22 protein-coding genes and 6 pseudogenes are annotated in these 24,687 nt (G+C 60.1%); 19 read left to right on the forward strand and 9 right to left on the reverse strand.

Annotation, left to right across the window (positions count from 1 at the left end):
- The 3 genes from tnpC to tnpA all read right to left on the reverse strand — a co-directional run.
- Positions 1-1,532, reverse strand: a 1,532-nt coding sequence (gene tnpC / locus WN73_RS15400) for an IS66 family transposase (protein WP_271553587.1), incomplete at its 3' end; no start/stop codon positions are given.
- Positions 1,481-1,834 carry an IS66 family insertion sequence element accessory protein TnpB gene (tnpB, locus tag WN73_RS15405; protein WP_208089702.1) on the reverse strand — a complete coding sequence of 118 codons (354 nt, stop codon included), beginning with the start codon at positions 1,832-1,834 and terminating at the stop codon, positions 1,481-1,483. The genes tnpB and tnpC, both read right to left, overlap by 52 nt.
- Positions 1,831-2,292, reverse strand: a complete 462-nt coding sequence (tnpA, locus tag WN73_RS15410; protein ID WP_271553592.1) for an IS66-like element accessory protein TnpA — start codon at positions 2,290-2,292, stop codon at positions 1,831-1,833. Before tnpA ends, tnpB begins: the two co-directional genes overlap by 4 nt.
- A 168-nt stretch (positions 2,293-2,460) precedes the next feature.
- Here tnpA and WN73_RS15415 point away from each other — a divergent pair, with 168 nt between their 5' ends.
- The 3 genes and pseudogenes from WN73_RS15415 to WN73_RS15425 all read left to right on the forward strand — a co-directional run.
- A complete protein-coding gene (locus WN73_RS15415) occupies positions 2,461-2,778 on the forward strand; it encodes a hypothetical protein (RefSeq protein WP_245570249.1) in 318 nt (105 codons plus the stop codon).
- A gap of 75 nt (positions 2,779-2,853) precedes the next feature.
- Positions 2,854-3,153, forward strand: coding sequence for a gamma-butyrobetaine hydroxylase-like domain-containing protein (locus tag WN73_RS15420; protein WP_245570248.1), 300 nt, complete (start codon positions 2,854-2,856; stop codon positions 3,151-3,153).
- A 9-nt stretch (positions 3,154-3,162) separates the two neighbouring features.
- Positions 3,163-3,329 (forward strand): annotated as a pseudogene (locus tag WN73_RS15425) (FAD-binding protein); the annotation flags it as partial.
- Here WN73_RS15425 and WN73_RS15430 read toward each other — a convergent pair.
- The 4 genes and pseudogenes from WN73_RS15430 to WN73_RS15445 all read right to left on the reverse strand — a co-directional run.
- A pseudogene (locus WN73_RS15430) lies at positions 3,327-3,795 on the reverse strand (IS481 family transposase); the annotation flags it as partial. The pseudogenes WN73_RS15425 and WN73_RS15430 overlap by 3 nt on opposite strands.
- Before the next feature lie 366 nt (positions 3,796-4,161).
- A pseudogene (locus WN73_RS15435) lies at positions 4,162-4,470 on the reverse strand (HigA family addiction module antitoxin).
- An 8-nt stretch (positions 4,471-4,478) separates the two neighbouring features.
- Positions 4,479-4,637: pseudogene (locus WN73_RS15440) on the reverse strand (type II toxin-antitoxin system RelE/ParE family toxin); the annotation flags it as partial.
- Positions 4,638-5,284: 647 nt separating this feature from the next.
- Entirely contained in the window at positions 5,285-6,199 is a 915-nt protein-coding gene (locus tag WN73_RS15445; RefSeq protein ID WP_097669462.1) for a LysR substrate-binding domain-containing protein, read from the reverse strand.
- A 197-nt stretch (positions 6,200-6,396) separates the two neighbouring features.
- Between WN73_RS15445 and WN73_RS15450 the strand changes: the two genes are divergently transcribed.
- The 8 genes from WN73_RS15450 (at position 6,397) to WN73_RS15485 (ending at position 14,092) form a co-directional block, all read left to right on the forward strand.
- Positions 6,397-7,161 (forward strand): ABC transporter ATP-binding protein, encoded by a 765-nt coding sequence (locus tag WN73_RS15450; protein WP_097669463.1) that lies wholly within the window; start codon positions 6,397-6,399, stop codon positions 7,159-7,161.
- Positions 7,162-7,247: 86 nt separating this feature from the next.
- Positions 7,248-7,895, forward strand: a complete 648-nt coding sequence (locus tag WN73_RS15455) for a branched-chain amino acid ABC transporter ATP-binding protein (RefSeq protein WP_179880037.1) — start codon at positions 7,248-7,250, stop codon at positions 7,893-7,895.
- A 4-nt stretch (positions 7,896-7,899) separates the two neighbouring features.
- Positions 7,900-8,763 (forward strand): branched-chain amino acid ABC transporter permease, encoded by an 864-nt coding sequence (locus WN73_RS15460; RefSeq protein WP_210202962.1) that lies wholly within the window; start codon positions 7,900-7,902, stop codon positions 8,761-8,763.
- A complete protein-coding gene (locus tag WN73_RS15465) occupies positions 8,760-9,800 on the forward strand; it encodes a branched-chain amino acid ABC transporter permease (protein WP_097669465.1) in 1,041 nt (346 codons plus the stop codon). Before WN73_RS15460 ends, WN73_RS15465 begins: the two co-directional genes overlap by 4 nt.
- Positions 9,797-11,032: an ABC transporter substrate-binding protein gene (locus WN73_RS15470; protein ID WP_097669466.1), complete on the forward strand. Its 1,236-nt coding sequence runs from the start codon at positions 9,797-9,799 to the stop codon at positions 11,030-11,032. Before WN73_RS15465 ends, WN73_RS15470 begins: the two co-directional genes overlap by 4 nt.
- Before the next feature lie 79 nt (positions 11,033-11,111).
- On the forward strand, positions 11,112-12,422 hold the full coding sequence (locus WN73_RS15475) for an LLM class flavin-dependent oxidoreductase (protein ID WP_245570190.1): 1,311 nt from the start codon (positions 11,112-11,114) through the stop codon (positions 12,420-12,422).
- A gap of 36 nt (positions 12,423-12,458) precedes the next feature.
- Positions 12,459-12,959 (forward strand): flavin reductase family protein, encoded by a 501-nt coding sequence (locus WN73_RS15480; RefSeq protein WP_097669468.1) that lies wholly within the window; start codon positions 12,459-12,461, stop codon positions 12,957-12,959.
- A gap of 47 nt (positions 12,960-13,006) precedes the next feature.
- Positions 13,007-14,092: a mandelate racemase/muconate lactonizing enzyme family protein gene (locus WN73_RS15485; RefSeq protein WP_271553602.1), complete on the forward strand. Its 1,086-nt coding sequence runs from the start codon at positions 13,007-13,009 to the stop codon at positions 14,090-14,092.
- 360 nt (positions 14,093-14,452) lie between these two features.
- Here the strand turns inward: WN73_RS15485 and greA are convergent.
- Positions 14,453-14,913, reverse strand: a pseudogene (gene greA / locus WN73_RS15490) (transcription elongation factor GreA); the annotation flags it as partial.
- A gap of 462 nt (positions 14,914-15,375) precedes the next feature.
- Entirely contained in the window at positions 15,376-16,086 is a 711-nt protein-coding gene (locus WN73_RS15495; RefSeq protein WP_179880039.1) for a GntR family transcriptional regulator, read from the reverse strand.
- Between the two features lie 287 nt (positions 16,087-16,373).
- Here WN73_RS15495 and WN73_RS15500 point away from each other — a divergent pair, with 287 nt between their 5' ends.
- The 8 genes and pseudogenes from WN73_RS15500 (at position 16,374) to WN73_RS15535 (ending at position 24,610) form a co-directional block, all read left to right on the forward strand.
- Positions 16,374-16,922, forward strand: a complete 549-nt coding sequence (locus tag WN73_RS15500; RefSeq protein ID WP_097669471.1) for a TRAP transporter small permease — start codon at positions 16,374-16,376, stop codon at positions 16,920-16,922.
- A complete protein-coding gene (locus WN73_RS15505; RefSeq protein ID WP_271553604.1) occupies positions 16,919-18,205 on the forward strand; it encodes a TRAP transporter large permease in 1,287 nt (428 codons plus the stop codon). Before WN73_RS15500 ends, WN73_RS15505 begins: the two co-directional genes overlap by 4 nt.
- A gap of 26 nt (positions 18,206-18,231) precedes the next feature.
- Positions 18,232-19,380, forward strand: coding sequence for a mandelate racemase/muconate lactonizing enzyme family protein (locus WN73_RS15510; RefSeq protein WP_271553606.1), 1,149 nt, complete (start codon positions 18,232-18,234; stop codon positions 19,378-19,380).
- A gap of 57 nt (positions 19,381-19,437) precedes the next feature.
- Positions 19,438-20,400 (forward strand): TRAP transporter substrate-binding protein, encoded by a 963-nt coding sequence (locus WN73_RS15515; protein ID WP_271553608.1) that lies wholly within the window; start codon positions 19,438-19,440, stop codon positions 20,398-20,400.
- A gap of 561 nt (positions 20,401-20,961) precedes the next feature.
- Positions 20,962-22,314 carry an NtaA/DmoA family FMN-dependent monooxygenase gene (locus WN73_RS15520; protein ID WP_097669475.1) on the forward strand — a complete coding sequence of 451 codons (1,353 nt, stop codon included), beginning with the start codon at positions 20,962-20,964 and terminating at the stop codon, positions 22,312-22,314.
- Positions 22,315-22,660: 346 nt separating this feature from the next.
- On the forward strand, positions 22,661-22,834 hold the full coding sequence (locus tag WN73_RS15525; protein WP_271553620.1) for a hypothetical protein: 174 nt from the start codon (positions 22,661-22,663) through the stop codon (positions 22,832-22,834).
- A gap of 56 nt (positions 22,835-22,890) precedes the next feature.
- Positions 22,891-23,304 (forward strand): annotated as a pseudogene (locus WN73_RS15530) (ABC transporter substrate-binding protein); the annotation flags it as partial.
- Positions 23,291-24,610 (forward strand): LLM class flavin-dependent oxidoreductase, encoded by a 1,320-nt coding sequence (locus WN73_RS15535; RefSeq protein ID WP_271553609.1) that lies wholly within the window; start codon positions 23,291-23,293, stop codon positions 24,608-24,610. The pseudogene WN73_RS15530 and the gene WN73_RS15535, both read left to right, overlap by 14 nt.
- The last annotated feature ends 77 nt before the right edge of the window (positions 24,611-24,687 follow it).

Below are 24,687 nucleotides of genomic sequence, written 5' to 3' on the forward strand. Positions count from 1 at the left end.
TAGGCCTGCGGATCGAGCTCATGGAGCTTTGCGGTGTTCACGATCGACGCCAGGATGGCCCAGCTCTCGGCGCCGCCTTCGCTGCCGCTGAACAAGGAGTTGCGTCTTCCCATGGCAATCGGGCGCATGGAACGCTCGACTGTGTTGGAGTCGACCTCGACGCGGCCGTCGCGGAGAAACAGCGTCAGTCCGTCCCAGTGATTGAGCGCATAGTTGATCGCCTCTGTCAGCTTCGATTGGGAGAACAGCTGGCCGACGATCTCGGTCAGTCGCGCATTGAGCGCCGCCATCAAGGGTGCGCTCCTGGTGCGGCGGGCGGCCAGCCACTGCTCCGCACTACTGCCGCGGATCACTGCCTCGATCGCATAGACCGCCTGCAGCCGTTCAATCACCTCGCGCGCGAATGGCGACTGGGTGGTCTTGTACACCTCGACGAATTTGCGTCGGGCATGGGCGAGACAAAAGGCGAGCTGGATCGCGCCGCCATGACCGCGGGCCAGCGCCTTGTAGGCGGCATAACCGTCCACCTGCAGAATGCCGGAAAAGCCCGTCAACTGTCGGGCGATCTCCTTGGTGCCACGGCCGTCGGCGAATACGTAGGCAACCGCCGGCGGCGAGGGGCCACCCCATGGCTGGTCATCCATAGCATGCGCCCAGAACTGGCAGATGCGGGGGCGATGTCGTCCGGGATCGAGCACCGGCATCGGCGTCTCATCGCAGAACACGCGCGGCGCGGCCTGAATCATCCGCAGCTGCAGCTCATAAAGGCTCCTGAGCCACCAGGCGGCACGTTTGACCCAACCGGCGAGTGTCGCGCGGTCAAGATGGATGCCCTGGCCGGCCAGGATCTGAACCTGCCGGTACAGCGGCAACTTCGAGACCACCACGTGGGTCACGAGGGCCGTCGACGCCATGCCGCCTTCAATCAGGCGCGGCAGCACTTTCGCCTGGACCACGCCATCAGTGCAGCCGCGGCAGCCGTATTTGGGACGGATCGTGCGCAGCACGCGCAGGATCGCCGGGATCACGTCCAACACCTCGCTGACGTCCTCGCCGATCTTGTGAAGCTGGCCTTGGCAGCACGGGCAGGCCGTCACCTCCGGCTCCAGGACCTGCTCACAGCGCGGCAGATGCTTGGGCAACGCGCCGATGTTGCGGCGCGCCTTCTTGCGCGGCTTATCGGCCGGCTTCGCCGCAGACACATCGTCGTTGGCAGCTGCAGGCGGCGTGACACCGGTCTCAAGATCGTCAAGCTCAAGCGCAAGTTGCTCGGCCACGAGCGTGGCAAGCCGTTCCGAGCGCTTCCCGAAGATCATCTCCTTGAGCGTCTGCATCGCAACACGCAGCTTCTCGTTCTCGGCGTCAAGCGCGAGCACCATCTCGGTTAGAGCGGCTGGATCAGTCGGGAGAACGTCCGGGCGAATCGCCATGAACGGACCATACATCCGCGCGCCACAGGCTCCAGCGAAATCCTCTCCTCTCAGCCGACAACGGCCGGCTGCTTCACAGGCTTGGGTGAGACGCGCGTCCACTCGAGTCCGTCGAGCAGCATCGCGAGCTGCGTCGCACTGAGATGCACCACGCCGTCGCGGATCGGCGGCCAGGTGAAGTGCCCCTGGTGCAACCACTTCGTCACCAGCACCATGCCGCTGCCGTCCCACGCCAGAAGCTTCACCCTGTCCATGCGTTTGCTGCGGAACACGAAGACGTCGCCACAATACGGGTTCGCCCGCAGCGCTTCGCTCACCAATGCCGACAGCGTATGCACCGACTTGCGGAAATCGACCGGCTGTGTCGCCAGCACCACCTTGAGGTCAGAGCGTAGCGCAATCACCGGATGCCCCGAAGCGCCGCCAGCACGGTCGACAGCGTCGCCAGCTCCACGCCCGGCTCGACCCGGATGCGCGCCCCGTTCACCTCGATCTCGACAACCCCGCAAACCTTGGCCGGCGGCGCGGCGATCTCCAAAGGCTTCGTCTGTAGCCGCGAAATACGCTCGGGCTCGCCGGCTGTCCCGCTACCGCTCTCGGCACCAGTTTGGATTGGCACGAAGCTCGGCGCCTTGCCCGCCACCGCCGCCGCAACTTGGCGTCGCCACACCGTAAGCAGCCCCCGCGAAACGCCATTGCGCCGCGCAACCTCGGAGATGTTCGCACTCTCCCCAAAGCTCTCCGCCACGATCCGGGCCTTCTCCTCGCCCGTCCACCGACGCCGTCGGCGCTCCCCAGTGATCACCTCGACGCGACGATAGGAGTCAACTTCCTGCCTGGCATCAAGCATGGCATTTGCCATCGTTCCACCTCCACCGATCAGCTCATGCCAGGCTGTATCGCGCGCAAGCCGAGGGGTGGCTAGGTGGGGGCCTCATGCCGGTTACGGTTTTCGCGACCACACAACTTGGCCTTGCGAGCGTCATGGCAGAACAGTCGTCCCATTCTGCCCACCGCCGGGACCTGGAATTTGGCACAATCGACGCCGTCGGGAGGGCTCCAATCCACCCGTTACGCCGCTTACGCGCGCGCTGCCGCTCATCATCGCCGGCTTGTGGCGGCGGAACTCGCCGGCGCGGCGTTCGGGGTCGACTATCTCATCCAGATGGCGCAACAGGTGTTTCGGGTCGATCAGATGTTCGTCGGCTTGATCGTGCTCGGCGCGATGGGGTTCACGGCCGACCTCCTGTTCGAACGCAGCGTACGTCGGCTGCTGCCCTGGTACGGCGCCGAGAGGGCCGAGCGGAAGGGCGAATCAGTCGAGCAGGGCCGGTCGATCGCGCACTGACGCAAGGCGAAAGCAATTCATTGCGGGCGGCAGCCGCCCAGGCCGGCGTAAGAGCTCGAGCAACGAGAATGGGAGGTGAACGTGCAACCAATCCAGGTCGAACTGGGCGACAATTCAACGGCGCTGGCCTTGACCTGGTCGGACTGCGGAACCCTGGTGCTCGGCGCGGAGACGCTGCGCCGCGCGAGCCGTGCGGCCAGCGAAATCCGCCGGCAGGTCGACGGCATCGAGTTGATGATTGCGCCGGGCTTTCATGTCGCGGGCTTCGAGCCGATCGGGAATTACGCATTGAGGCTGTTATTCTCCGACGGGCACGACCGCGGCATCTATCCCTGGTCCTATCTGCGTGAACTCGCAGAACAGCAGCCAGCCTGAGGTCGCGAGATGGACGGAATCAATCGCGACCTGATGGAAGTTGCTTGCGACGTCCTGGTGATCGGCGGGGGACGGCCGGGCCGATGGCGGCGTACAAGGCCAAGCGGAAGAATCCCGCCGCGCGCGTCGTCTTGCTGGCAAAGGCTAACGTCAAGCGCTCGGGCGCAATTGCGATGGTAGCGTTCGAGGGTCGCTTCCGTGATCGTGCGGTTCAATGCGCACGACCTGTCCATTGATCCAGGGATGCTTGATCGTGGTCAGCCAATGTTCGATCCCGTTCTCTTGGCATCGCATATCGAACATATGCGTCACGTACCTTGCCGTCGGGCCGTCCGCATAGCGCGGCGGGAAGGTGAACTGGATCCCATTATCAGTGAGCACCGTGTGGAGCGTGTAAGGGACAACCGCCACCAGAGCTTCGAGGAAGGCCGAGGCTGAGGTCCTTCCGGCCTTCTTGACCAGTTGCACGAAGGCAAACTTGCTGGTGCGATTGATTGCGACGTAGAGGTAGAGCTTGCCTTCAGCGGTGTGGAGCTCAGCGATGTCGATGATGTGGAAATAGCCGATCGGATAGACCTTGAACGTCTTTTTCGAAGGTTTGTCGCCTTCGACCTCCGGCAATCGGTTGATGCCGTGGTGACGACGCGGAAAAGTCTGGTTTCAGGTGCCAGAAGTTTGGCTGGAACGCGAACCCGTCGAAGCGGATGCCGTCGCTCTGAAATGATCGCGAAAGGTTTTGAACGTGCGTGAGTCTTTCACGCTGGACATTCTTCAAGAAAGTCGGGGCAATAGCGGTGTGCCGCCCGAACCAAACGTCTGAGACAGGTTGACTGCTCGACAAGCCGCCCAGCTACATTCATACCACCTTCAATCTCGCCTGCGCTTATCCTTCGAACGTGGAGGCCACACGTTCGAATCGTATTGGGTACGCCATACTACGCCAGCTCACGCGATGGGGGCCTTTGGTGCCTTTTCTCGCGCCATTGAACTGACTGCAGTGCGGCTACGTCACGCAGCCGAACCAATAGGGCTGACGCGCCAGATACGTTCGCGGTTACGAACGGAGTATATTGCGTCCCAGATATCGCTTCGACGTTGAACTTAAGCCGGAAAACTGGACTGTTGCCAAACATGCGGGCAAGGATAAGCGGTCGGGGCCGTGACTGCCCCTGCGGTCGTTGTCCAATTCGTTGATCTGCTTGCGCGCTGCACGCCCATGGCCTTTGCCAACGCCGTCTGCGTAAGGCCCATCGGCTCCATGAATTCCTGAATCAGAAGTTCTCCGACGGTTGCCGACTTGCGCTTCGTCATCAACATGGAAAACCTCAGCGATAGTTGTGATTATCGAGATTGACTTCCGATGCGTCACCGCGGCTGCCATCCCATCGAGAGATGAGCCGCCATTGGCTGTTGATGCGGATCGAGTGAAATCTCTGCAGCTTGCCGCGCAGCTTCTCGAAGTGGTTGCTGGACTGCAGGAGGAGGTGTGGAGCATCATTCTGAGCGAGCACCTCCTATCAGAGATGCGTTTCACAGCGTAGGGCAAAAAAGAGACGATCTATAACCATTCGCTCTGTAGCTCTCCCCTCTACTCGCCTGATCCGGCTCGCGAGATCAGTTTTCAGCATTTCAAACACTCTATCTGTAATTGCCGGGTTCATATTCGTCTGTGCATTGCTTCTTCTCCTGACAAGGAGACCGGATGCCTTTGCCTTGAACTTCGGTGCCTCAATTCAGGTCGATCTCATCTCTCCCGCAGCGTGTAAAACAAATCGTCCCAATAGCCTCAGGAGCGGCGGGACATTTCTTTCGTCCATAGGCAGAAGCGTGGAAAACGCGCGTCGTGAGCTGATCCCGTTACGGGCGCGATCGCATTCATTCTTTGCACTTGAGGATGTAGCTGCTGCATCGGAACCAACTCTCTGGACCTGAGCGGTCGTATGACCTGCGAACCGTTCAGTGCCCGCAAGGCAACTTGATCGTGAAGCTATCGTCGGCGTATCGGCTCAGAGACTACAATTCCAGAGGATATTTGCGACCCATCAGGGCTCGGTCGAGCGAAGAGACTGCCAAGCGGCATCGCGAGCTCGCGGAGGGCGCTGCGGCGAAAAGCAGCTCATGCGCTCGCAACCTAAGCTTCGGCCGGCGCGATCCTCACGACGTCTTGCGACGTCGGAGCCAAGCCCCCGACATATCGCTCGATGTGCGTGGCCAGATGGTCCGCAGCCGGAAACGCGCCGACCTGGCGCCGCCAGAGAACGAGATCGACCGATGGAAGGGGCGGCATGCCGTCGCGCTCGCTCAATCGACGCAGCCCAGTTACCTTGACCGATTCCGCGAACACGGTGACCGCCGCGTCTGCGAGCGCCATGGCTTCCATGCCCGCGATGCTTTCAGATACGCATGCAATGCGCCAGGCGCGGCCGGCATTGTTGAGCGCATCGAGTGCGTAGTCCCTGTAGAGGTTTCCTTCGGGCAGGAGCGCCAGCGGCACGGTTTTCTCCCTAAAGGCGGTTCCCGAACTCGACCCGAGCCAGACCAGCGGTTCAGTTCGCAAGAGCGTGATGGACGCGACGCTGGGATGCACGTTAGGCATGCGCGTTGCGAGCGCGATGTCGATTCGTCCGGCCGAAATCTCCTCGGCCAATTGCGCACTGAGCGCGCAGCGGACCGTAACCTCGATTCCAGGATAGGCGCCCTTGAAGCTTGCGAGGGTCTGCGGAAGCAGGGAGGCTGCATACAGGTCCGGACATCCGAGCGTAACGCGGCCCGCGATTTCTTCGCTCGCCAGCCGCGAACGTGCGTCGTCATGCATCTTCAACATCTGCCGCGCGTACGGCAGCAACATCTCGCCATGACGCGTCAGACGCAGATGGCGCAGACCGCTCTCGAACAAGGGATGGCCGACGGCATCGCTCAACCGGTTGAGTTGGAGACTGATCGCCGGTTGGGTCCTGTTGAGTCGCCGCGCGACGCGCGTCACGCTCTGCTCTTCGAGCAGCATGACGAACGTCCGCAGCAGGTTGATCTCGAGCACCCCAGTCATGGGCGAAGGATAAATAAAACTTTGCTTCTCGCAAAGCACAATAAATTTGCTTGGCGGGATGGACCAAAATAGCGTTTCCCAGAAGAGCGAAATTTATGGCCTCACCCGGCAAAAGCAAATGTGCTTAAGTTTTGAGCAGCGCATCGAACCTACTAACCTGGCCGCCAAAGGCCGGTTTTGTGGAAGCTGTTAGGCCGATGCAGGACCTGCTCAGCATCAGCCACGTCAGCAAGCACTTCGGCGGCGTCGCGGCGCTCAATGACTGCTCGCTCTCGTTTGCGGCAGGACGAGTGACGGGCATCATCGGGCCGAACGGTGCGGGCAAGACGACGCTGCTGAATATCGTCAGCGGACTAGTGAGGTCCGATCGCGGCTCGATCGATTTCGACGGACGCGACATCTCGTCACTCGCCATGCACCAGATCGCCGCGATCGGACTGGTCAGAACTTTCCAGATCGCCCGAGAGCTCGACGGCCTGACCGTGCTTGAGAATCTATTGCTGTCAGCCCCGCATCAAAAAGGCGAAGGCGCCACCGCGGCGCTGTTCATGCCAGGTGCCGTCAAGCGGCAGGAGCGGGACGTCGCGGCCAAGGCGCGCAGGATCCTTGAGCGCCTCAGCCTGTGGCATCTTGCCGATCAATCGGCCTCGGCCTTATCAGGGGGCCAAAAGAAGCTCCTGGAGCTCGCGCGGGTGCTTCTGCTCGACCCGAAGCTCATCCTGCTTGACGAGCCGGCCGCAGGCGTCGCGCCGCCTCTGCTCAAGGTAATCATCGGCGTCATCCGCGACCTGAACGAGGATGGCATCTCATTCGGCATCGTTGAGCACGACATGCACCTCATAGGCGAGCTCTGCCACGACGTTCACGTGCTGGCCGAAGGCGCAACACTGTTGTCCGGATCGTTTGCTGAGGTCACGTTGGACAAGCGCGTGATTGACGCCTATTTGGGGGTGCCGCTGTGAATGGACAGCTTCCCATCGCTGCTCTGTCGGTCCGTTCGCTTCACTCGGGCTATGAGGGTGGCGGCGACATCGTCCGAGGCATCAGCTTGGATCTTTACCCGCAGACCATCGTTGCCGTGATCGGTCCGAACGGCTCCGGCAAGTCGTCGTTCGTGAAGACGCTCGCCGGCCTGCTCCGCTCGCGCGATGGTTCGATCGAGGTGAGGGGACGCGCAGTGACCGACCTCTCGCCGGCCAAGCGCGTGAAGGCCGGCCTTGCCTATGTGCCGCAGGAGGGAAATGTATTCCGAAACCTGACGATCCGCGAAAACCTGAAGCTCGCCACGGAATTCCTGCGCGGCCGCAACGGTGTGGGGCCGGCACAGGAAGAGCAAGTTCTGTCATTGTTTCCGGAGATCGCACAAAGGCCGAAGCTTTTGGCGGGAAACCTGTCCGGCGGTCAACGGCAGATGCTCGCATTTGCTTGCGCGCTTCTGTCCAATCCCGAAGTTCTGCTGCTCGATGAGCCGACGGCCGGCCTTTCGCCCAAATTCGTTGCCGAGACGATGCAGGCGGTCGCGCGTGTGCGCGAAGCTGGCGTGACCATTCTGCTTGTCGAGCAGAACGTTGCGGCGGCACTGCGCATCGCGGACGAGGTCATGGTGCTTGTCGCCGGTCGCAACAGCTACAAGGCGTCGTCCTCCGTCGTATCCGGCGCTGATCTTGCCGATCTTTTCTTCGGAAAGAGCAGGTAGACTCATGATCGGCCAGTTGGTCGTCAACGGTTTGGCCACGGGCCTGTTGCTGGCATTGCCTTCGCTTGCCCTTACGCTCGTGTTCGGCATCCTGAAGTGTCCAAATTTTGCGGTTGGCGCGACATTGACGCTGGGCGCCTATGCTGCATGGGTTGGCAACACTCTTTTCCATCTGCCTCTGGTTGCCGCGGGCGCTGCCGCTGCTCTGATCGTAGCCGGTGTCTCGGTGCTGTGCGACGTGCTCGTCTTCAAGCATCTGCGCGACCGCGGCGCGATCGCTCTCCTGGTCGCTTCGATGGGGATTTCGCTCGTGCTCGAAAACATCTGCAGGTTCACCTTCGGAAATACACCCCATAACTTTGCCGTCGAGATTGCCCGGCCCATCCGATGGCACGGCCTGCGCATCAATCACGAGCAGCTCGTCACCGCAGCAACCGTGCTCGTCTGCGTCGCGCTTACACAACTTCTGCTCTATGCCTCCCCGCTTGGCCGCGCCATGCGCGCTACGGCCGACAACCCTACGCTTGCGGCGGTCCGCGGCATTGAGCGCGAAACGATCATCCGCATCACCTGGGCCTTGTCTGGCGCGCTGCTTGCCGTTTCGGGCGTTCTTGCAGGCCTTGATAGCACAGTAGATCCGCTGCTTGGCTGGAATTACCAGATTCCGGTGTTTGCCGCGGCGATCCTGGGTGGGCTCGGAAGTCCGCTAGGCGCCGTGGTCGGGGCGCTGTTGATTGGGCTTGCCGAAGAACTTTCCACACTTGTGCTGCCTGTGAACGACCGGCAGGTGGTGAGCTTCGCCATCATTCTCGTGCTGCTGTTGATCCGCACGCAAGGCCTGTTCGGCAGGCGGGCAGCTGCGAAATGATCGCTTATCTCTCCACACTCGTCGTACTCGTTTCCATCGGCGTGCTCGTAGGGCTAGCGCTCAACTTTCAGTGGGGTGTGTCGGGCCTCGTCAATTTCGGGGTGGTCGGTTTCGTTGCGCTCGGCGCCTACGCCACAGCCTTGCTCGCCCCGCACATCGGATGGCTGGGGGCGATGATCTGCGGCGGGCTTCTGAGCGCCACAGCGAGCACGGTCCTGGCCTTCTTGTCGGTCCGCTTGGCCGACGATTATCTTGCCGTCGTCACCCTCGGATTTGGCGAGGTCGTTGGAATTCTCTTGCTCAACGAGGATTGGCTGACCGGCGGAGCGCTCGGGATCGCAAATATTCCCCGGCCACTCTCCTCGCTGGTGCCGGCCGCCCAATATGATGGCGTCCTGCTGTGTTTTGCGCTCGCGCTGGTCGCCCTGATCTTCATAGGTCTCGAAATTCTCGTCCGCTCGCCGTTCGGCCGTGCGCTGCGGGCCGTCCGCGACGATCCGGTCGTTGCCAGCGCGCTCGGCAAACCGGTATTGCTATTGCGGATCAAGGCTTTTGCGATCGGCGGCGCGATCATGGGTATGGCAGGCGCGCTGCACGCGTTTTACCTGACCTACATCGACCCCAGCCAGTTCACCTCGATCATCACCGCCTATGCTTTTATGGCGGTGATCCTCGGCGGACGCGGCTCGAATATCGGGCTCGTGGTGGGAGCGGGAACCATCATGACGCTGCTTGAGGCGACACGTTTTTTGAAGGATCTCTTCGCGGTCATTGATGGCGCTCAGCTCGCGGCACTGCGTCTCGGTCTGGTCGGCCTCGGAATCATTCTGCTCTTGATCTTGAGGCCGCAAGGGCTGTTCGCTGAACCGCGCCGGCGCGTCAGGGATCTATTTCCGGACCGCGATGCGTCTGCTGATGAATCTCACCTCGCCATTTCTGCACGATCGCTGCAACCGCTCAAGCCGCCGCCCATCAGCGCTCGCGCGATCCCAAGACGCAAAACGCATGAATCCGAAATTTCGAGTGGGGAGCAATGATGATGACAATTTCGGCAACGCCGTTCACCCGCCGTCAGGTGACGGGCTTACTGGGTCTTTCACTAGCGGGTCTGGGCATCCGGCCTTTGTTCGCAGAGGGAGCCGCAGAGATCCCGATCGGAATGGTCCTGCCGTTCACGGGCGCGACTGGGCCCTATGGACCGGACATGAAGAAGGCGGCCGATCTCATCGTCAAGACGATCAATGATGCCGGCGGAGTTCTCGGCGGCCGCAAGTTTCACCTCTATATCGAGGACTCCGAGAGCAGCGCTACGGCGAGCGTCACCGCCACCCACAAGCTGCTCGATGTCAACAAGGTTGAGCTCGTAGGTGGGCTCTGGGGAAGTCCGGAAGCGCTGGCGGCAAAACCGCTGATTCTCGCCGCCAACAAGGTCGAGATGGTGTCGTCAGCGGCGGATGCCATCACCGACGGCGACAACAAGGGCCTCGTCTACCGCTTCCAGGCCAAGAGCTCGCAATGGGGACCGGCCGGCGCGAAAGTGATGACAGGCCTCAACCTCAAGAAGGTCACCATCATGGCGCAGCAGAATCCGTTCGTCGTCGCGATGATCGATTCCTTCAAGGGCGAAATGGCGCGGCGTGGCGGCACCGTCACCGACGTCATCATGTACAACCCCAACCAGGCCTCATATCGCGCCGAAGTCGAGAAGGCCTTCGGCTCCGAGCCCGATGGCGTGTTTTGCGCCTCGTTACTTACGGATTTCGTCGCGATCGCAAAGGAAGTCTATCGCGGAGGATATCAGGCAAAGATCGTTGGTCTCGGCACGGGTGCAGACGCTGATGGCGCTTTTCTCAGAAGCGTTCCTCCGGAAGTGGCAGAAGGCATCCACCATCTCCAGCCAGGACCGCCGCTAGATTCCGTGGCCTACAAGAAGTTCGTGAAGGAGATGGGCGCCCCCGACGGAACCGTGTTCCTGTTCGCGGGCAATACGCATGACCAGGTCTGCGTCACAGCCCTCGCGATGGAGCATGCCAAATCGTCGCGCGCCGAGGTCTGGGCCAAATCGATTCCTGAAGTCTGCAACCCGCCAGGCGAGGAAGTCGATGACATCGTCCGCGCGCTGGAGATGGTGCGTGCAGGCAAGAAGATCAACTTTGTCGGCGCTGGCGCAACCGTGGACTTCAATGAACGTGGCGATCAGCTCAATCGATCCTTTGTCCATCAAGTTATTCGCAACGGCAGGAACCAGATCGTTGACATCGTAAGCTGAACCAGTCGGCCAGACTTAAACCAAATCGGAGCGAAGATCGCGCTTCGACGGAGGAACTCGTATGTCAAAAATGCGCACCATGCACCTTTGCGGCATCCTGATCGCAGGCCCGGTCGTTCACAGCCACGCGGTCTGGAGAAATCCGAAGCATCTGACCAATTTCCTCAATCTCGCCCACTATGCCGAGATTGCGAAGCTGCTGGAACGAGGCAAGTTCGACTTCCTGTTCTTTGCCGACCGGCTCGCGATCGCGGATCGTTATGGAGCGAGCCACCGTACCGGCATCCGCCACGGCGATCAGGATGCGACTCGGATGGATCCGATCCCGCTCCTGGGTGCGCTCTCGGCCGTCACCACGCACCTCGGTCTCGGCGCAACGCGCTCGACCACCTATGACGCGCCCTACAACATTGCGCGCGAGTTCTCGACGCTCGACCATATCTCGGCGGGCCGAGTTGCCTGGAATGTTGTGACCTCGATGAATGATGGCGAAGCCCTGAATTTCGGCAACGTTCTTCATCTCGGTCACGACGAGCGCTATGATCGAGCCGATGAATTCATGGAGGTCGCCTTAGGCCTTTGGGATAGCTGGGATGCGGATGCGCTTGTGCTCGATCGAGAGAATGGAATCTATGCCGATCCGGATAAGGTTCACTATCTCAACTACCACGGCCGCTGGTTTCAGTCCCGTGGCCCACTGAACATTCCGCGCAGTCCGCAAGGGCGGCCGGTCATCATTCAGGCCGGATCGTCGGGGCGCGGCAAGGCCTTCGCTGCGCGCTGGTCGGACGTGATCTTCGCCTTGCAGCCGACGCTTGAGCGCATGCGAGCATTCAAGAAGGACGTGACGGAGGCGCTCGCGTCCGCAAGCCGGCCAGCCGACTCCAGCAAAGTTCTCATGGCGATGATGCCGTTTATCGGCGAAAGCCGCCTTGAGGCGGAAGAGAAGCGCGACAGTCATGACGCGCTGATTGATCCGCTGGTCGGCCTCTCGACGCTCGCCGCGCATGCCAACAGCGATTTCTCTGAGCTGCCGCTGGATGCGAGCGTTGATAAGGTCCGATCATCGTCTGGCAGCCAGGGCAATCTTGCAGCTCTTAAGAGCATTGCGGCGGGGCAATCCATCACCATCGCGGATGCGGGTCGGATCTACGGGCGAGGCGTGATGTGCCCGCGGTTTGTCGGGACGGCCACGGATGTCGCCGAGCAGATGGCCGATATCGTGGCGTCTGGCGCGGCAGACGGATTTGTCGTCTCTCCTGCATTCCTGCCGGACACGTTTGAGGATTTCGTCAAGGAGGTCGTACCGATTCTGCAGCAGAAGGGTGTGTTTCGGCGTGATTACGAGGGCGCCACGCTGCGCCAGCATCTTGGTATTGCGGCCGCTTAGGCGCGAGTGTCACCGATCGAACGAGGGCATACAATAATGGCCGGGACGTCACTGCAGCAGGAAAGCGTTGACGCAGCGACATTCAAAGCCGTCATGAGACGACTTGCTTCCAGCGTCACCATTGTGACCAGCCGGCATGCCGGGACTCTGAATGGAATGACTGCAACGGCCGTGAGCAGCGTCAGCGCCGAACCACCATTGGTGCTGGCGGTTGCCAACAGGGCGAACCATTCCTATCCGCTCATTCGTGGCGGCGGTAGCTTTGCGCTGAACATCTTACGCGACGACCAGGCCGATATCGCCGACTACTTCGCGCGCCAGGGCGATAAGACCTTCGACGATCTTTGGCATGTTTCCGGCGTCACAGGATGCCCCGTGCTGAAGAGCTGTGCGGCTTCGATAGAATGCATCGTCGAATCTGCCTTTGACTGCGGCAGCCACACCATCTTCGTCGGCCGGGTGGTGAATACTGCGGTGCGGCAGGCAACACCGCTCATCTATTTTGACGGCCATTTCGCAAGGATTGCCAGCGCATGACATCTCCCGGAGCGAAGATCACGCGAGCGTATGCCCATCGAACGCAAATGCCCCTTAAAGAGCCGTTCGTCATTGCCTCGCAAGCCATCGTCAATTGCGAGCACGTGCTGTGCTGCGTTGAGACGGATGTCGGCGTGAACGGCATCGGCTCGGTTGCGACTATCCCAGCGTTCATGGGCGAGACGGGCGCCACGATCGCGGCCGCCCTCGACCATTTGCTTCCGATGGTGGTCGGCGCGAGTCCCTTTGAAGTCGACAAACTCATTCAGCATCTCGACAAGGAGCTGCCCGGCAACAACTCCGCCAAGGCTGCGATCGATCTCGCCTGCCATGATGCCATGGGGAAGATCGCGGGCCTGCCGCTGCACCGGCTTCTGGGGGGGGCCTATCGTACGCGCGTTCCTGTTGCCTGGATCATTGGATTAAAGGGTGTCAGTGAGACCGTCGAGGAAGCCGTTGCAAGGTACCGGATGGGATTCAAGGTTCTTAAGATCAAGATCGGGCACGACGATGCCGATGATCGCGAGAAAATCCGCCTGATTCGCCACGAGCTCGGCGACGAGGTGATCATTCGGGCGGACGCCAATTGTGCCTATACTTTCGACCGTGGATTGAGAGTTCTCGGCAGAATGGAGCAATTTGGTCTCGAGCTGATCGAACAGCCGTGCCGGCAGACCGATATCGGTGGCATGGCGAAGCTCCGCCAGGCATTGCGAACGCCGATCCTGGCCGACGAATCGGTCATGTCCCCCGAGGATGCGATGCGGATTGTGGCGGAGCGTGCGGCGGATATCATCAACATCAAAGTTGGCAAGGTAGGCGGCATCTGCAAGGCCCGCCGCATCGCGGCGATCGCGGACGCCGCCGGGCTGCCCATCGTCATGAGCGGAAACCTTGAATTGGGACCCGGCATCGCCGCCTCATGTCACGTCGCCGCTGTGTTGCAGAACGCGACCTATGCGACGGATATCTTTGTCGGAGGCCACAAACATTCTTCTGATCTGATACGAGAAGACTGGGATGAGGACGGTATGACGATCCGCGTGCCCGATGCGACAGGACTTGGCGTCACGCTTCGATCCGAATTCGCGCCCGAGAGCTGGCAATGGAAGATAGGTGCGTTCTCGACATGAACTCTGCCATGTTGGTCGCCGCAGCTTTGAGCACTTGCGACCGGCCAACGAATGCTGGGGCCAATTTTCCCGGGACCTGATCGACCCGCTTCGGAACGAAGACGAGTGACACTCGAGCTCGTAGATCGTGCGTCTCGGGGTAATCGGCGGACAGGGCCTGTAGCGCTATCTCGTTCGCCGGCTGTCCGCACATTCCTTGAGGCGACGCCGACAGCTCCTCGCGGCCGCTACCGCCTCCGGCCGCCAGCCGGCGAAACCCGTCGTTGGGCTCGCGGAAAGCGAACGATGATGCGTCCCGTGGCCGAAGGGATGGAAGCGGTGATGCAGGATACGACAGGTGGTGTTTAGGCTATTGTGAGAAAGCTCTTGACTACCCGAACCTACGACATCTCCCACGGCCTTCCCCCTCAGGACTGAGCTACAGGCGATACAAACGAAATAGAACCGGTCTTAGGATCTGCCTCGTCCTCTCCAACGATACGATATTGCTGCACACGGCCGTCGCCGCGACGAAAAGTCACTGTGCTTCCAAATGCGACTGCATAGGTTGAAGCAGGATCGGGAACAAGCTGGGCCGTCCGGATCCTTTCGGCAAAATAGCGAGCATCTCGCAAAGGGACCGCCGTCTGCCGTCGTCGTTCGTTGACGTCTTCGATCTGCTACGCCAGCTCATATGCCTCACGTGCCTCGCGAAGCTGACGCTCCAGGGCTTTCAGTCCCACTTCAGTCACGAAGTTGGGGTGAGATGAAATGGGACGATCCGGAAGGAGCGTCTCGGATGCGGTCTCCGCACTCTCTTCCTTCGTAAAAGCTACGCTCAACCCGGGACTCCATCGATATCGTGGCAATTCGCCAAGCGAATTTAGGTGCGCGTTGTGGCTATTTCACGGACCAGCACTTCTCGCCGGATCATCAAGCACGGCGCACACGGAGGTCGGGCACAGCAAAAGGTGGTAGGATATCGGCGGCTCACTCCCGAAGCGCTTGCGTAGCGTCCAGCCCTGTTGGGTCGATCACCGACATAATGATCATTTCGAAGCAAGGGGCCACTTTGCTGAGCCCAATGCAGCGAGACTCCGGTTTGCCCGGCGTAAATGTTTTTTCTTTGGGCAGGCTCCCAGAATCTTGTTCCTGTTTTTTATCGTCTGTGGTCCATCTAAAGCGAGCTGAACGAGGCAAGAACTCCATGTTGCAGCGCTCGTGGCCGAGCGACTCGCTCCGGCACAATCCGCGCTCTCGCCACCTGACATAAGCCGAATGAGGGCAGTCGCCGCGCGCCCGCGTCAATGATCTCGCGGCTGTTGATGGCCTGCCTCTTCCTGCCGTGCAGATTTGAGAAAGTCGACAAGCTCCCTGGCACTGCGGGAGAATAGATCCTTGAAGGCTTGCTCGGCCGCGTCACCGTCTCCGGCCAGGATCGGCTCCACCAATCGCAAGTGCCGGTCGAGCAGGCCTCCTTCCGCTCCAACAATCTGATTCGACGATGCGATATAGAGCCTCAACTGGTTGGTGATCAGGCTGTAGTGGTGGATGAGACGCCGATTGCCAGACAGACTCACGACCGTCCGATGCAGTTCGAGGTCGACGGACGCCAAATCTTTCTGCTCTTGGCGCGCCGCATCTTCAAGAGCGTGAAAAGCGGCTAGCAGGATTTCGCGTCCAGCATCGTCAATTCGTTCGGCGGCAAGGCGCCCGGCCAGGCCTTCGAGGCTGGACCGCAGCGTTGCAAGCTCCCACACATCGTGGGCGGTCAACGTGGTGACCTCCCAACGCGCGTAGGGCTGCTGCACCACCAGCCCCTCAGCGACAAGTCGTTGCAGGGCTGTTCGCACCGTGCCGCGGGAGAGAGCGAACTGCTCGGCGAGCTGAACTTCGGTGAGACGTGCGCCTGCCGGGATCCGGCCGGAAATCACGGCTTCGCGCAGGCTGTCTGCCGCTATCCGGTCGAGACTTTGCTTTTTGGCGGGCTCTAGCTCGGCGATGCCGGGCAGCATTTTCATCCCCTACCGCTGGATTCTTTGAAATAGACAAGCTCCACTGTTTATAGACAATGATCAATGATAAATTGTCAACAATCAACTGGAATGCTGCGATTGAGCTGGTCGGTCTATTTTGTTCGTATTTTCAGCCGGTTATCTGGAAGTCGACGGTCGCGACGGTCGTATGACCGCTCTTCATCATTGCGGACGTTGCAAGGGTCCGGCGGCCTTTCCGGCCATTCTCGCCCCGAGAGCCAGCTTGAGAGCCGGATCCTGGCCGCAAACGGCTTGAGGAGTGGATCTTGACCAAATGGGACGCCTTTGGTGTCAGGCGGGCGCTTCTGGCGATCGATGCGGCAATCTGGTCCATCAATCGTTGGTTGATGATCCTTGCTCTCGCGAGCATGGCGGTTCTCGTCTTCGTCGGGGTCCTGCTGCGATATTTGACCAGCGGCACGTTGGTCTGGGCTGATGAGCTTAGTCGCTATCTGATGGTGTGGCTGGCCTTCCTGGGCATCGGCCCGCTGCTGCGTGTCGGTGGGCATGTGGCAACGGATACGCTCATGGCCGATGCTGCGCCGTCAATCCAGCGTGTGCTCCGGCTCGTCGTTGTCCTTGTGACCTTCGTGTCCTCGGTCTGGCTTACCCTTGCGGGATGGGACTATGTCGGGCGCTCCTGGCTTCAGGTCACGCCGGTGCTAGGCGTTCCCTTCGCCTATGTTGCGCTCGCGGCTCCCGTGTCGTTCACGCTGACCCTCTGGCACCTTTCGATGCTCGCTGCGCGTTTTATCGCGCACGGAACGTTTGAGGAGAGGAGTGATCTCTCGGCGCAAGACACACCGACCTCATGATCACAGTCATACTCTTTGCGTCCTTGATCGCGTTCATTGTGCTTGGGGTTCCGATCGGCATAGCCCTTGCGGCTGCGGCCTTGACCGCCGCCACCTCGGCGCATCTGACACCGATCATCGTTGTGCAGAAGATGGTGGCCGGCCTCGATTCGTTTCCGCTCATGGCGATCCCGTTCTTTCTGCTGGCGGCGGAACTCATGACGGCGGGTTCGCTTGCAGACGTTCTTTTCCGATTTGCTTCACTGTTGGTCGGGCACAAGCGGGGCGGTCTGGCGCACACGACGATCATCACGCTCGGTCTGTTCTCGGGCATAAGCGGTTCAGCAGTGGCCGATGCCGCCGGTCCAGGGGCATTGCTCATTCGCATGATGGTGCGCTCCGGTTACCCAAGCCCCTATGCTGCGGCAATAACTGCTTCGGCTTCTCTGTTGGGCCCGATCATTCCTCCTTCGATCTTGATGATCATCTATGCGCTGCAGGTCGATACCGTGTCGGTCTCAAGGTTGTTCGCTGCGGGCGTGCTTCCGGGCTTGCTCATTGCAGGCGCCCTCATCGGATACAATGCCTATGTGAGCCGAGAGCGCAACTTTCGTGCTGAGGACGCGAGGCCCTCTTTGAGGCAGACGCTGCATATCATCGTGCGCGCGATCCCCGCGCTGCTCATGCCAGCCCTCATCGTGGTCGGAATCAATTCAGGCGCGTTCACGCCCACGGAGGCCTCGATCATTGCAGTGTTCTATGGACTCGTCTGTGGAATGTTCGTCTATCGCACGCTCACCTGGTCCATGCTTCCCGGCATTCTCGCGCGCTCATCTTTCATGACCGCTGCGGCGCTTCTCATCATTTCGGCTTCAATAGCGGTCTCCTGGCTCCTGACTTTCGCTCAGGCACCGCAAACCCTGATCCACTGGATCGGCTCTCTGAATCTTTCGCCACTCGGCTTCTTGCTTGCCATCAACGTATTTCTTGTCGCCTTTGGCATCTTCATCGAGCCCTTGCCAGGCATTCTGGTTCTGGCCCCAATTCTCGCACCTATGGCAGCCTCGCTCGGCATCGATCCCACCCATTTTGCCATGGTGATGATCGTGAATCTGAACCTCGGCACGATTACGCCGCCAGTTGCCAGCCTTCTCGGCGTGACCAGTCTGGTGGCGAAAGTGCCGACGTCGCAGATCAATCGCGAGATCTACCCGATCATCGTTCTTCAACTCGCCGTTCTCGCTGTAATCACTCTCATTCCAGCAATCAGCCTCTCTTTGCCCGACGCACTCGGGACGAGGTGAGGGCAATCATGAATGGAGCGGGTTCCTTGACCGTTATTCAAAAGCCTGAAATCAACGCTGAACCGACATCTCGAGCGGGTCGAATTGTAAAGGCGGAGTGCATATTGGTTGCACTGCCGCTTCAGGCCGACGCCAAGCCAGTATGGGCGTTCAGCAGCGCGCCCAAGAACACTTTCGATACCTTGTTCGTGAGGCTCGAGACGGATACCGGGCTTGTCGGCTGGGGCGAGGCCTTCTCGCGCACGGAGGATCTCTCGCTCAAAAGCCTGATCGAGACGCGGATCCTTCCGCTGGTGATCGGGGAGGATGCCCGTCAGATCGCAGCCATCAAGCATAAGCTTGAATTTGGTCTGCACAATTTTGGGCGCGTCGGGCCCACGATGTATGGGATCTCGGCGGTCGATATCGCCTTGTGGGACATTGCTGCAAAAGCCGCCGGCCTGCCTTTGGTCGATCTGCTTGGGGGCCCTGTGGCGGGTGAAGTCGAGGTCTATGCCAGCCTCCTGCGCTACGACAGCGAGGAGGGCGTCGCCGCCGCCGTCCGGGCCGCCGTTGCCGAAGGCTATCGCTATATCAAGCTGCACGAGACGACCTATCCGGAGATTGCGGCCGCGTGCGCGGCGGCGGCAGGCCAAGCCGCCGTCATGCTTGACGTGAACTGTCCCTGGTCGGTCACGGAGGCGCTGGAAATGGATGCACGGCTTGCCCCACTCAATCTGTTCTGGTTCGAGGAGCCCGTCTGGCCGCCCGAAAACTTTCGCGGCCTTGCTCGCATACGAGCCGAGAAGCGCCATCGGATCGCGGCAGGTGAGAACGCAGGCTCGCTACACGGTTTTGTCGCCATGGTAGACGCGGGTGCCATTGACATCGCGCAGCCCGACGTCGCCAAGACCGGTGGCGTCACCGAGCTGTTGAAAATTGCGGCCTTCTGCGAGGCGAGCGCGATCCAATTTGTGCCCCACTGCGCCTTGTTCGGGCCTGGGCTGCTTGCCACCATTCACATCAATGCGTCCCGGCAACCCGTACCACTACTCGAACGGCTTTACTGTCAGTTTGACGCGGACCTCTATCGCGGAGCCACATCACCGGTCGCCGGCAAGCTTGCCGTCCCGCGCACGCCTGGTCTTGGTTTTGAACCCGACCCCGATGTGATCGATCGCTATCGTGTCGGCTGACAAGCAGTTTCACCTAAGGAATGAGCGTACGATCGGGAGTGCATGATGAAGTCGTGGTTGACGAAATATCTGCTGGTTAGCGTGCAGGTCTTCTCGTTGGCGGGACCTGCCTTAGCGCAGACGACGCTGAAATATGCTTTCGTCAATCCGATGAACAGCCATTTCGGCGCGGCTGCGACGGCCTTCAAGGAAAGCGTCGAAGCTGACTCCCAGCGCCGGATCAAGATTGATATTTTTCCCGGCGGAACACTCGGTGGCGAGCGCGAAATTGTCGAAAGCCTTCAGCTCGGCACGGTCGACCTCGCCATGACGAGCACCTCGGTTGTAGGCAATTTCGTTCCAGAGCTCTTGGTGTTTGACGTCCCCTTCCTGTTTCGGGACGCCTCTCACGCGAGGCACGTGGTCGACGGTCCAATCGGACAACAAATCCTCGCAAAGTTCCCGGCAAGAGGTCTCCTGGGACTCGGCTATGGTGAGAACGGCTTCCGCCATTTGACGAATAACAAGCGTGAAGTCAGAGAGCCGTCTCAAATCGCAGGCCTCACCATCAGGACGATGGAAAATCCCATCCATCTCGCCGCATTCAGCCAGCTCGGTGCACGCCCCACGCCGATTCCATGGGCAGAGCTCTACACCGCACTTCAAGGCGGCGTTGTGGACGGAGAAGAAAACCCGCTATCGAATATTCTCACCGCGAAGCTGTTTCAGGTGCAGAAATATCTCAGCTTAACCGGCCACGTCTATGCCCCGACGGTGATTACGATCGCTCCGTCGACCTGGAGCAAGCTGAGCGCCCCCGACAAGAAGATCATAAAGGACGCAGCCGCCAAGGCCATCGTTGCCCAAAGGCAGAAGGTCGAGGAATTGGAGAGCGATGGCGTGAAAGAGCTGACGAAAGCAGGCATGGTCGTCAACGACGTCGATAAGCCGAGATTCCTCGAGGTGCTCAAGCCCGCTTATGTCAAGTTTTCGCAGCAGTTCGGCGAGAAGACGCTCGAAGCGATCCGAGAGACCAAGTAGGACACGGGGCTCTCGATAGGGACCTGCGGCGCTCCGGCCCGTAGTGTTTTTCGTGAATGCACCTGACAACGAATAGGGCGCCTTCATTGCGAGAGGGACGATGTGTAAAGAGCAGACGTTCTTTACGTTGATCTAGCCGAGCGACCGCTTCAGCCTATCAGTCGTTGGGCTTCTTGATGCGTACGTGCTTGCGCTGGAAGCACGAGCGCGACAGTCGACCACTCTAAGAGTGTTGATCGTCCAGCGAAAGGGTCTTCATGTCCCCTTCCCTTTAAGGGCAGCGGCCGATCCAAAAGCGAACGTTGAACTCACAGGCGATTGCCAAATCGACTAACGGAATCCTGCGCAAGGGCATCGAGCCTTGCGCAATCGCTGCGTGAACGAGAGCGTGAAGCGATCTTCGTAGAAGGCAATACCAAGTCGCGCGATGACTTTGAAATACGCAACTCTTGCGATTGTGTGCTGCTCACAGCTAGCTTTGTATTCGCTCCCTCGTAACTCACTTCGATACTGAAGCGAGGACGCCTTCGCTCCGCGTTCCTCGCCGCATTGGGAAATTTCATGTCTCCCACAACCCGCACGCTCCATCTTGGCCTCAATCTTCTCGGCGCGGGCGGTCACGCCGCTTCATGGCGTTGGCCGGGCACCAATCCGAGCGCCTTCTTCGATATAGAGCATTACGTTCGCGCCGCAAAAGTTGCTGAGCGCGGCCTGCTGGACGCCGTATTTCTCGCGGACGTGCCCGCGATTTCGCTAGATATTGCGCGCCAGCCGCCAGTCCATGGGCTGGAGCCTACGCTGATCCTGACCGTGATCGCGCGCGAAACAAGGCATATCGGCGTGATCGGAAGCGCCTCGACAACCTACAATGAGCCGTACAATCTGGCGCGCCGTTTTCAATCGCTCGATGTCATCAGCGGCGGCCGGGCTGGTTGGAATGCGGTCACGACATCGAGCCCGGCGACGGTTGCTAACTTTGGCGGCCCGCAGCTCGGGCGCGAGGAACGCTACAGGCGTGCCGAGGATTTCGTTGAAGCCGTTCGGGCGCTGTGGCTCAGCTGGGGAGACGGGACCGTCGTCGCCGATCAGGCATCTGGCATCTACGCGAATCCCGCCCATTTCAGGTTGCTTGATCCCAGCAAAAATGCCTTCGCAATTCGTGGTCCACTCACGCACCCGGGCTCTCCGCAGGGCCATCCGGTTATCTTTCAGGCCGGAGGCTCGGACCCCGGTTTGCGCCTTGCTGCCCGTAGCGCCGACGTGGTCTTTGCCGCCGCCGGCGACCTCGCGACGGCACGGCGCGAAACGGAGCGCCTGCGAGCCCTCTCGCATCAATTCGGCCGACGCGCGGCTCCGCTCGTACTGCCTGGGCTTGTTACCTTCATCGGGGGTACGGAAGAGGCGGCTCAGCGCCGCAAGAAACAGATCGATGCGCTGGTCGATTTGAAAACCGCGATGGTCACCTTGGCGCAGCGGATGAACGCGCCGGTCGAAAAGCTCGACCTCGACAAGTCCATTCCCGAGGAGCTGCTACCGGATCCTCAGACCGTGCCGTTTTCGGTCGGTCATCACCGCACCATCGAAACTCTGGCGCGTGAAGGCCGCACGGTTCGCGAGATCATCGCTAGCGTTCAAGGCGTTGGTCATCGCGTGCTCGCAGGCGCACCGGAACAGATCGCCGATTCGATCGAAGAATGGTTCCGCACAGGCGCGGTCGATGGCTTCAACATCATGCCAGACGTGCTGGAAGATGGCGTCCCTGCCTTTGTCGAACATGTCGTTCCGATCCTGCAGCGGCGGGGGCTGTTCCGCACCGAATATCGCGGCGAGACGCTGCGCGAGCATCTTGGGATCCCGATCACGAACGAGCCAGCAGAAAAGAATCGCGACCGCCTGATCGGTTTGATGCCTTGATTGTCAAATTCAGCATCTGGAGCTTGGATATGACTCTTTCGAACGCACACTCGTTGGAACTTCCCACCACTCGGCTGAAAAGTCACAGTATGCAAAAGGCGATCGCCGTCCTGCTCGCGGCTTCAAGCCTGTCGCTGATCGCTGGGTCGACTGGCGCTTCTGCACAAGACGCTTCGCCTGACAATGTGAAGCGGGGAGGCATCATTCGATACGGACATTTCCAGGACCCCCCTGCCTGTACGGCGGGTGGCTGCAGCAATGGTACCTTCAGCGGCAATTCAGCGATAATCTGGTTGCACGCAGCAGTGACGGAAAAATCCTCCCCTGGCTCGCCACATCATGGACAATCTCGGACGACAAGAAAGTCTACACCTTCGAGATCAAACCAAATGTGAAATTTACCGACTGCACAACCCTTGATGCGCTGGCCATCGCCGATAAGATCAACGGGTGGCTCAGCAATAACCCAGATCTTCGTAATCCCACTGCCGCTCCTTACCTCAGCGGTAGCTTTGAGTAGCAGCAGCTATAGCCCCGCGGACGCTGCGCATAACGCTGAAGACTCCGTTTCAGCCGCTGCTCAATGTCCTCGCCCAATCCTCGCAAGGCACCTTGTCGCCAACAGCACTCAAGCGTGGCCTTGCTGCGAATTGCGAAAACCCGGTCGGATCGGGACCGTTCATCGTTGAGAAGTGGTATCACGGGCGAGAGGTCATACTCCGCCGCAACCCCAACTACAATTCGGCGCCGGCCACGGCGAAGCATCAGGGTCCGGCTTACGTTGATGGGATCGACTGGAAGTTTCTTCCCGATCAGACGGTCCGATATGGCTCGCTGCTCACGGGTGAGACAGATGCCGCTTACGACATTCCGGCTGTCGCCTGGAGGGACGCCAATTCCCGATTCGATGTGTTGCGCCACATTACCGGCGGCACCCCCTTGCGCCTGGCGTTGTATACGGCGCGCCCGCCATTCGATGACGTGCTTGTCCGCCAAGCCTTCGCTTATTCGACCGACCGAAAGGCCGCCATCGAAACGTCCTTCGTGGGCGCTCTGCCATTTGAAGGCATGCTCGACATCGTGGGAGTTCGACTACAACGCAGCGCTCGCGCTTCGAGCCGAGGAACTGGGCTTCGATCTGGTATTCGGCTTGTCGGAATGGGTTCGTGCAGGCGGCTATGGCGGCAAGATCCGGTTTCGAGAAGATTCGATCGACCCGTTCATGACCGTCACGGCGCTCGCGGCCCTCACCAAACGATTGCTGTTGCTCTCGACCATCCACATCCTCTACGGCCCGTGGCACCCGATGCATCTGGCACGTTTCGCGGCCACCGCCGATCACATCTCGAAGGGACGCTTCGGCATAAATGTCGTGACCGGGTTCTCTCCAGCAGAGCCGCTCATGTTCGGCATGCGCCGCCAGGAGCATGACCTTCGCTACGAGATGGCGGATGAGTTCATGTCCATTGCGAAGCGGCTTTGGCAATCGGAGCATAACTTCACATATGAAGGTCAATTCTGGCGTCTTGAGGACGCGTTCGTGCGTCCCAAGCCCCGCTACGGGCGGCCCATTCTTGTGAGCGCAACCGGATCACCAGCAGGATTTTCCTATGCAGCGCGGCACTCGGATCTCGCTTTCATCACCAGTCCTGCCGGCGCCAACGTCGAGCGTGCAGTCGAGGCGCTGCCAGCTCATACGGCCAAACTCAAGGCTGAGGCGCTAAGTTTGGGCCGCAACATTCGCACCATTATCAATCCGATGATCGTTTGCCGGGAGACGGAAGCAGAGGCGAGGGCTTACTACGACGAGATCATCCGCGTGGCGGACACGGAAGCCGCCGCCGGGTACGCCAACCACTTCAAGAGTGGCGACAGCAAGGCTTGGAACAATCATGTGCCGCTCGAGCGCATACTCGGCGGAAACGTGCACCTGATTGGCAGCCCAGAGCAGGTTGCGGACTGGTTCATCGCCCTGAACAAGGCGGGTTGCGACGGGATGCAGATTTCGTTCTATGATTTCGCGAAGATCTCGAATTTTTCGGCGAAGCTGTGCTACCGCTGTTGCAGCAAGCCGGGGTCCGGGGACAAGTCTCCTGACATGCACAGTCAAGCACATCCGTGTTTCCTGCTGGAGAAGACGTGGCGGCTCGAAGGCCTGCCGCCCGGCAAAGCTCCGATTCGTGCGCTGCACGTCGGTGATCCCAGTTCTGGCGATGCAGAAAAAGTCTGGTTTGAGGGACCTCGATTTTGGCTCGAGCGCGATCCTGTCGGAGAGGATGCCGTCGTTCAGATGTGACCAAATGAAAGTTTTTGATCGTAGAAGACTGTCTCAGCATTCAAGAAATTCACTCTAACGAGCGGTTTCTCCATGAA

The organism is Bradyrhizobium sp. CCBAU 45394 (genome assembly GCF_028128655.1).
GTDB lineage: Bacteria > Pseudomonadota > Alphaproteobacteria > Rhizobiales > Xanthobacteraceae > Bradyrhizobium > Bradyrhizobium diazoefficiens.

Bases quoted from the DNA above. Each gene is read 5' to 3' on its own strand.
- WN73_RS15475 (WP_245570190.1), top strand. From the start codon at position 11,112: ATGCACCTTTGCGGCATCCTGATCGCAGGCCCGGTCGTTCACAGCCAC.
- WN73_RS15520 (WP_097669475.1), top strand. From the start codon at position 20,962: ATGTCTCCCACAACCCGCACGCTCCATCTTGGCCTCAATCTTCTCGGC.
- WN73_RS15445 (WP_097669462.1), bottom strand. From the start codon at position 6,199: ATGACTGGGGTGCTCGAGATCAACCTGCTGCGGACGTTCGTCATGCTG.
- WN73_RS15535 (WP_271553609.1), top strand. From the start codon at position 23,291: ATGACGTGCTTGTCCGCCAAGCCTTCGCTTATTCGACCGACCGAAAGG.
- WN73_RS15485 (WP_271553602.1), top strand. From the start codon at position 13,007: ATGCCCCTTAAAGAGCCGTTCGTCATTGCCTCGCAAGCCATCGTCAAT.
- tnpA (WP_271553592.1), bottom strand. From the start codon at position 2,292: ATGGCAAATGCCATGCTTGATGCCAGGCAGGAAGTTGACTCCTATCGT.
- WN73_RS15480 (WP_097669468.1), top strand. From the start codon at position 12,459: ATGGCCGGGACGTCACTGCAGCAGGAAAGCGTTGACGCAGCGACATTC.
- WN73_RS15460 (WP_210202962.1), top strand. From the start codon at position 7,900: ATGATCGGCCAGTTGGTCGTCAACGGTTTGGCCACGGGCCTGTTGCTG.
- WN73_RS15505 (WP_271553604.1), top strand. From the start codon at position 16,919: ATGATCACAGTCATACTCTTTGCGTCCTTGATCGCGTTCATTGTGCTT.
- WN73_RS15495 (WP_179880039.1), bottom strand. From the start codon at position 16,086: ATGCTGCCCGGCATCGCCGAGCTAGAGCCCGCCAAAAAGCAAAGTCTC.
- WN73_RS15450 (WP_097669463.1), top strand. From the start codon at position 6,397: ATGCAGGACCTGCTCAGCATCAGCCACGTCAGCAAGCACTTCGGCGGC.
- WN73_RS15470 (WP_097669466.1), top strand. From the start codon at position 9,797: ATGATGATGACAATTTCGGCAACGCCGTTCACCCGCCGTCAGGTGACG.
- WN73_RS15465 (WP_097669465.1), top strand. From the start codon at position 8,760: ATGATCGCTTATCTCTCCACACTCGTCGTACTCGTTTCCATCGGCGTG.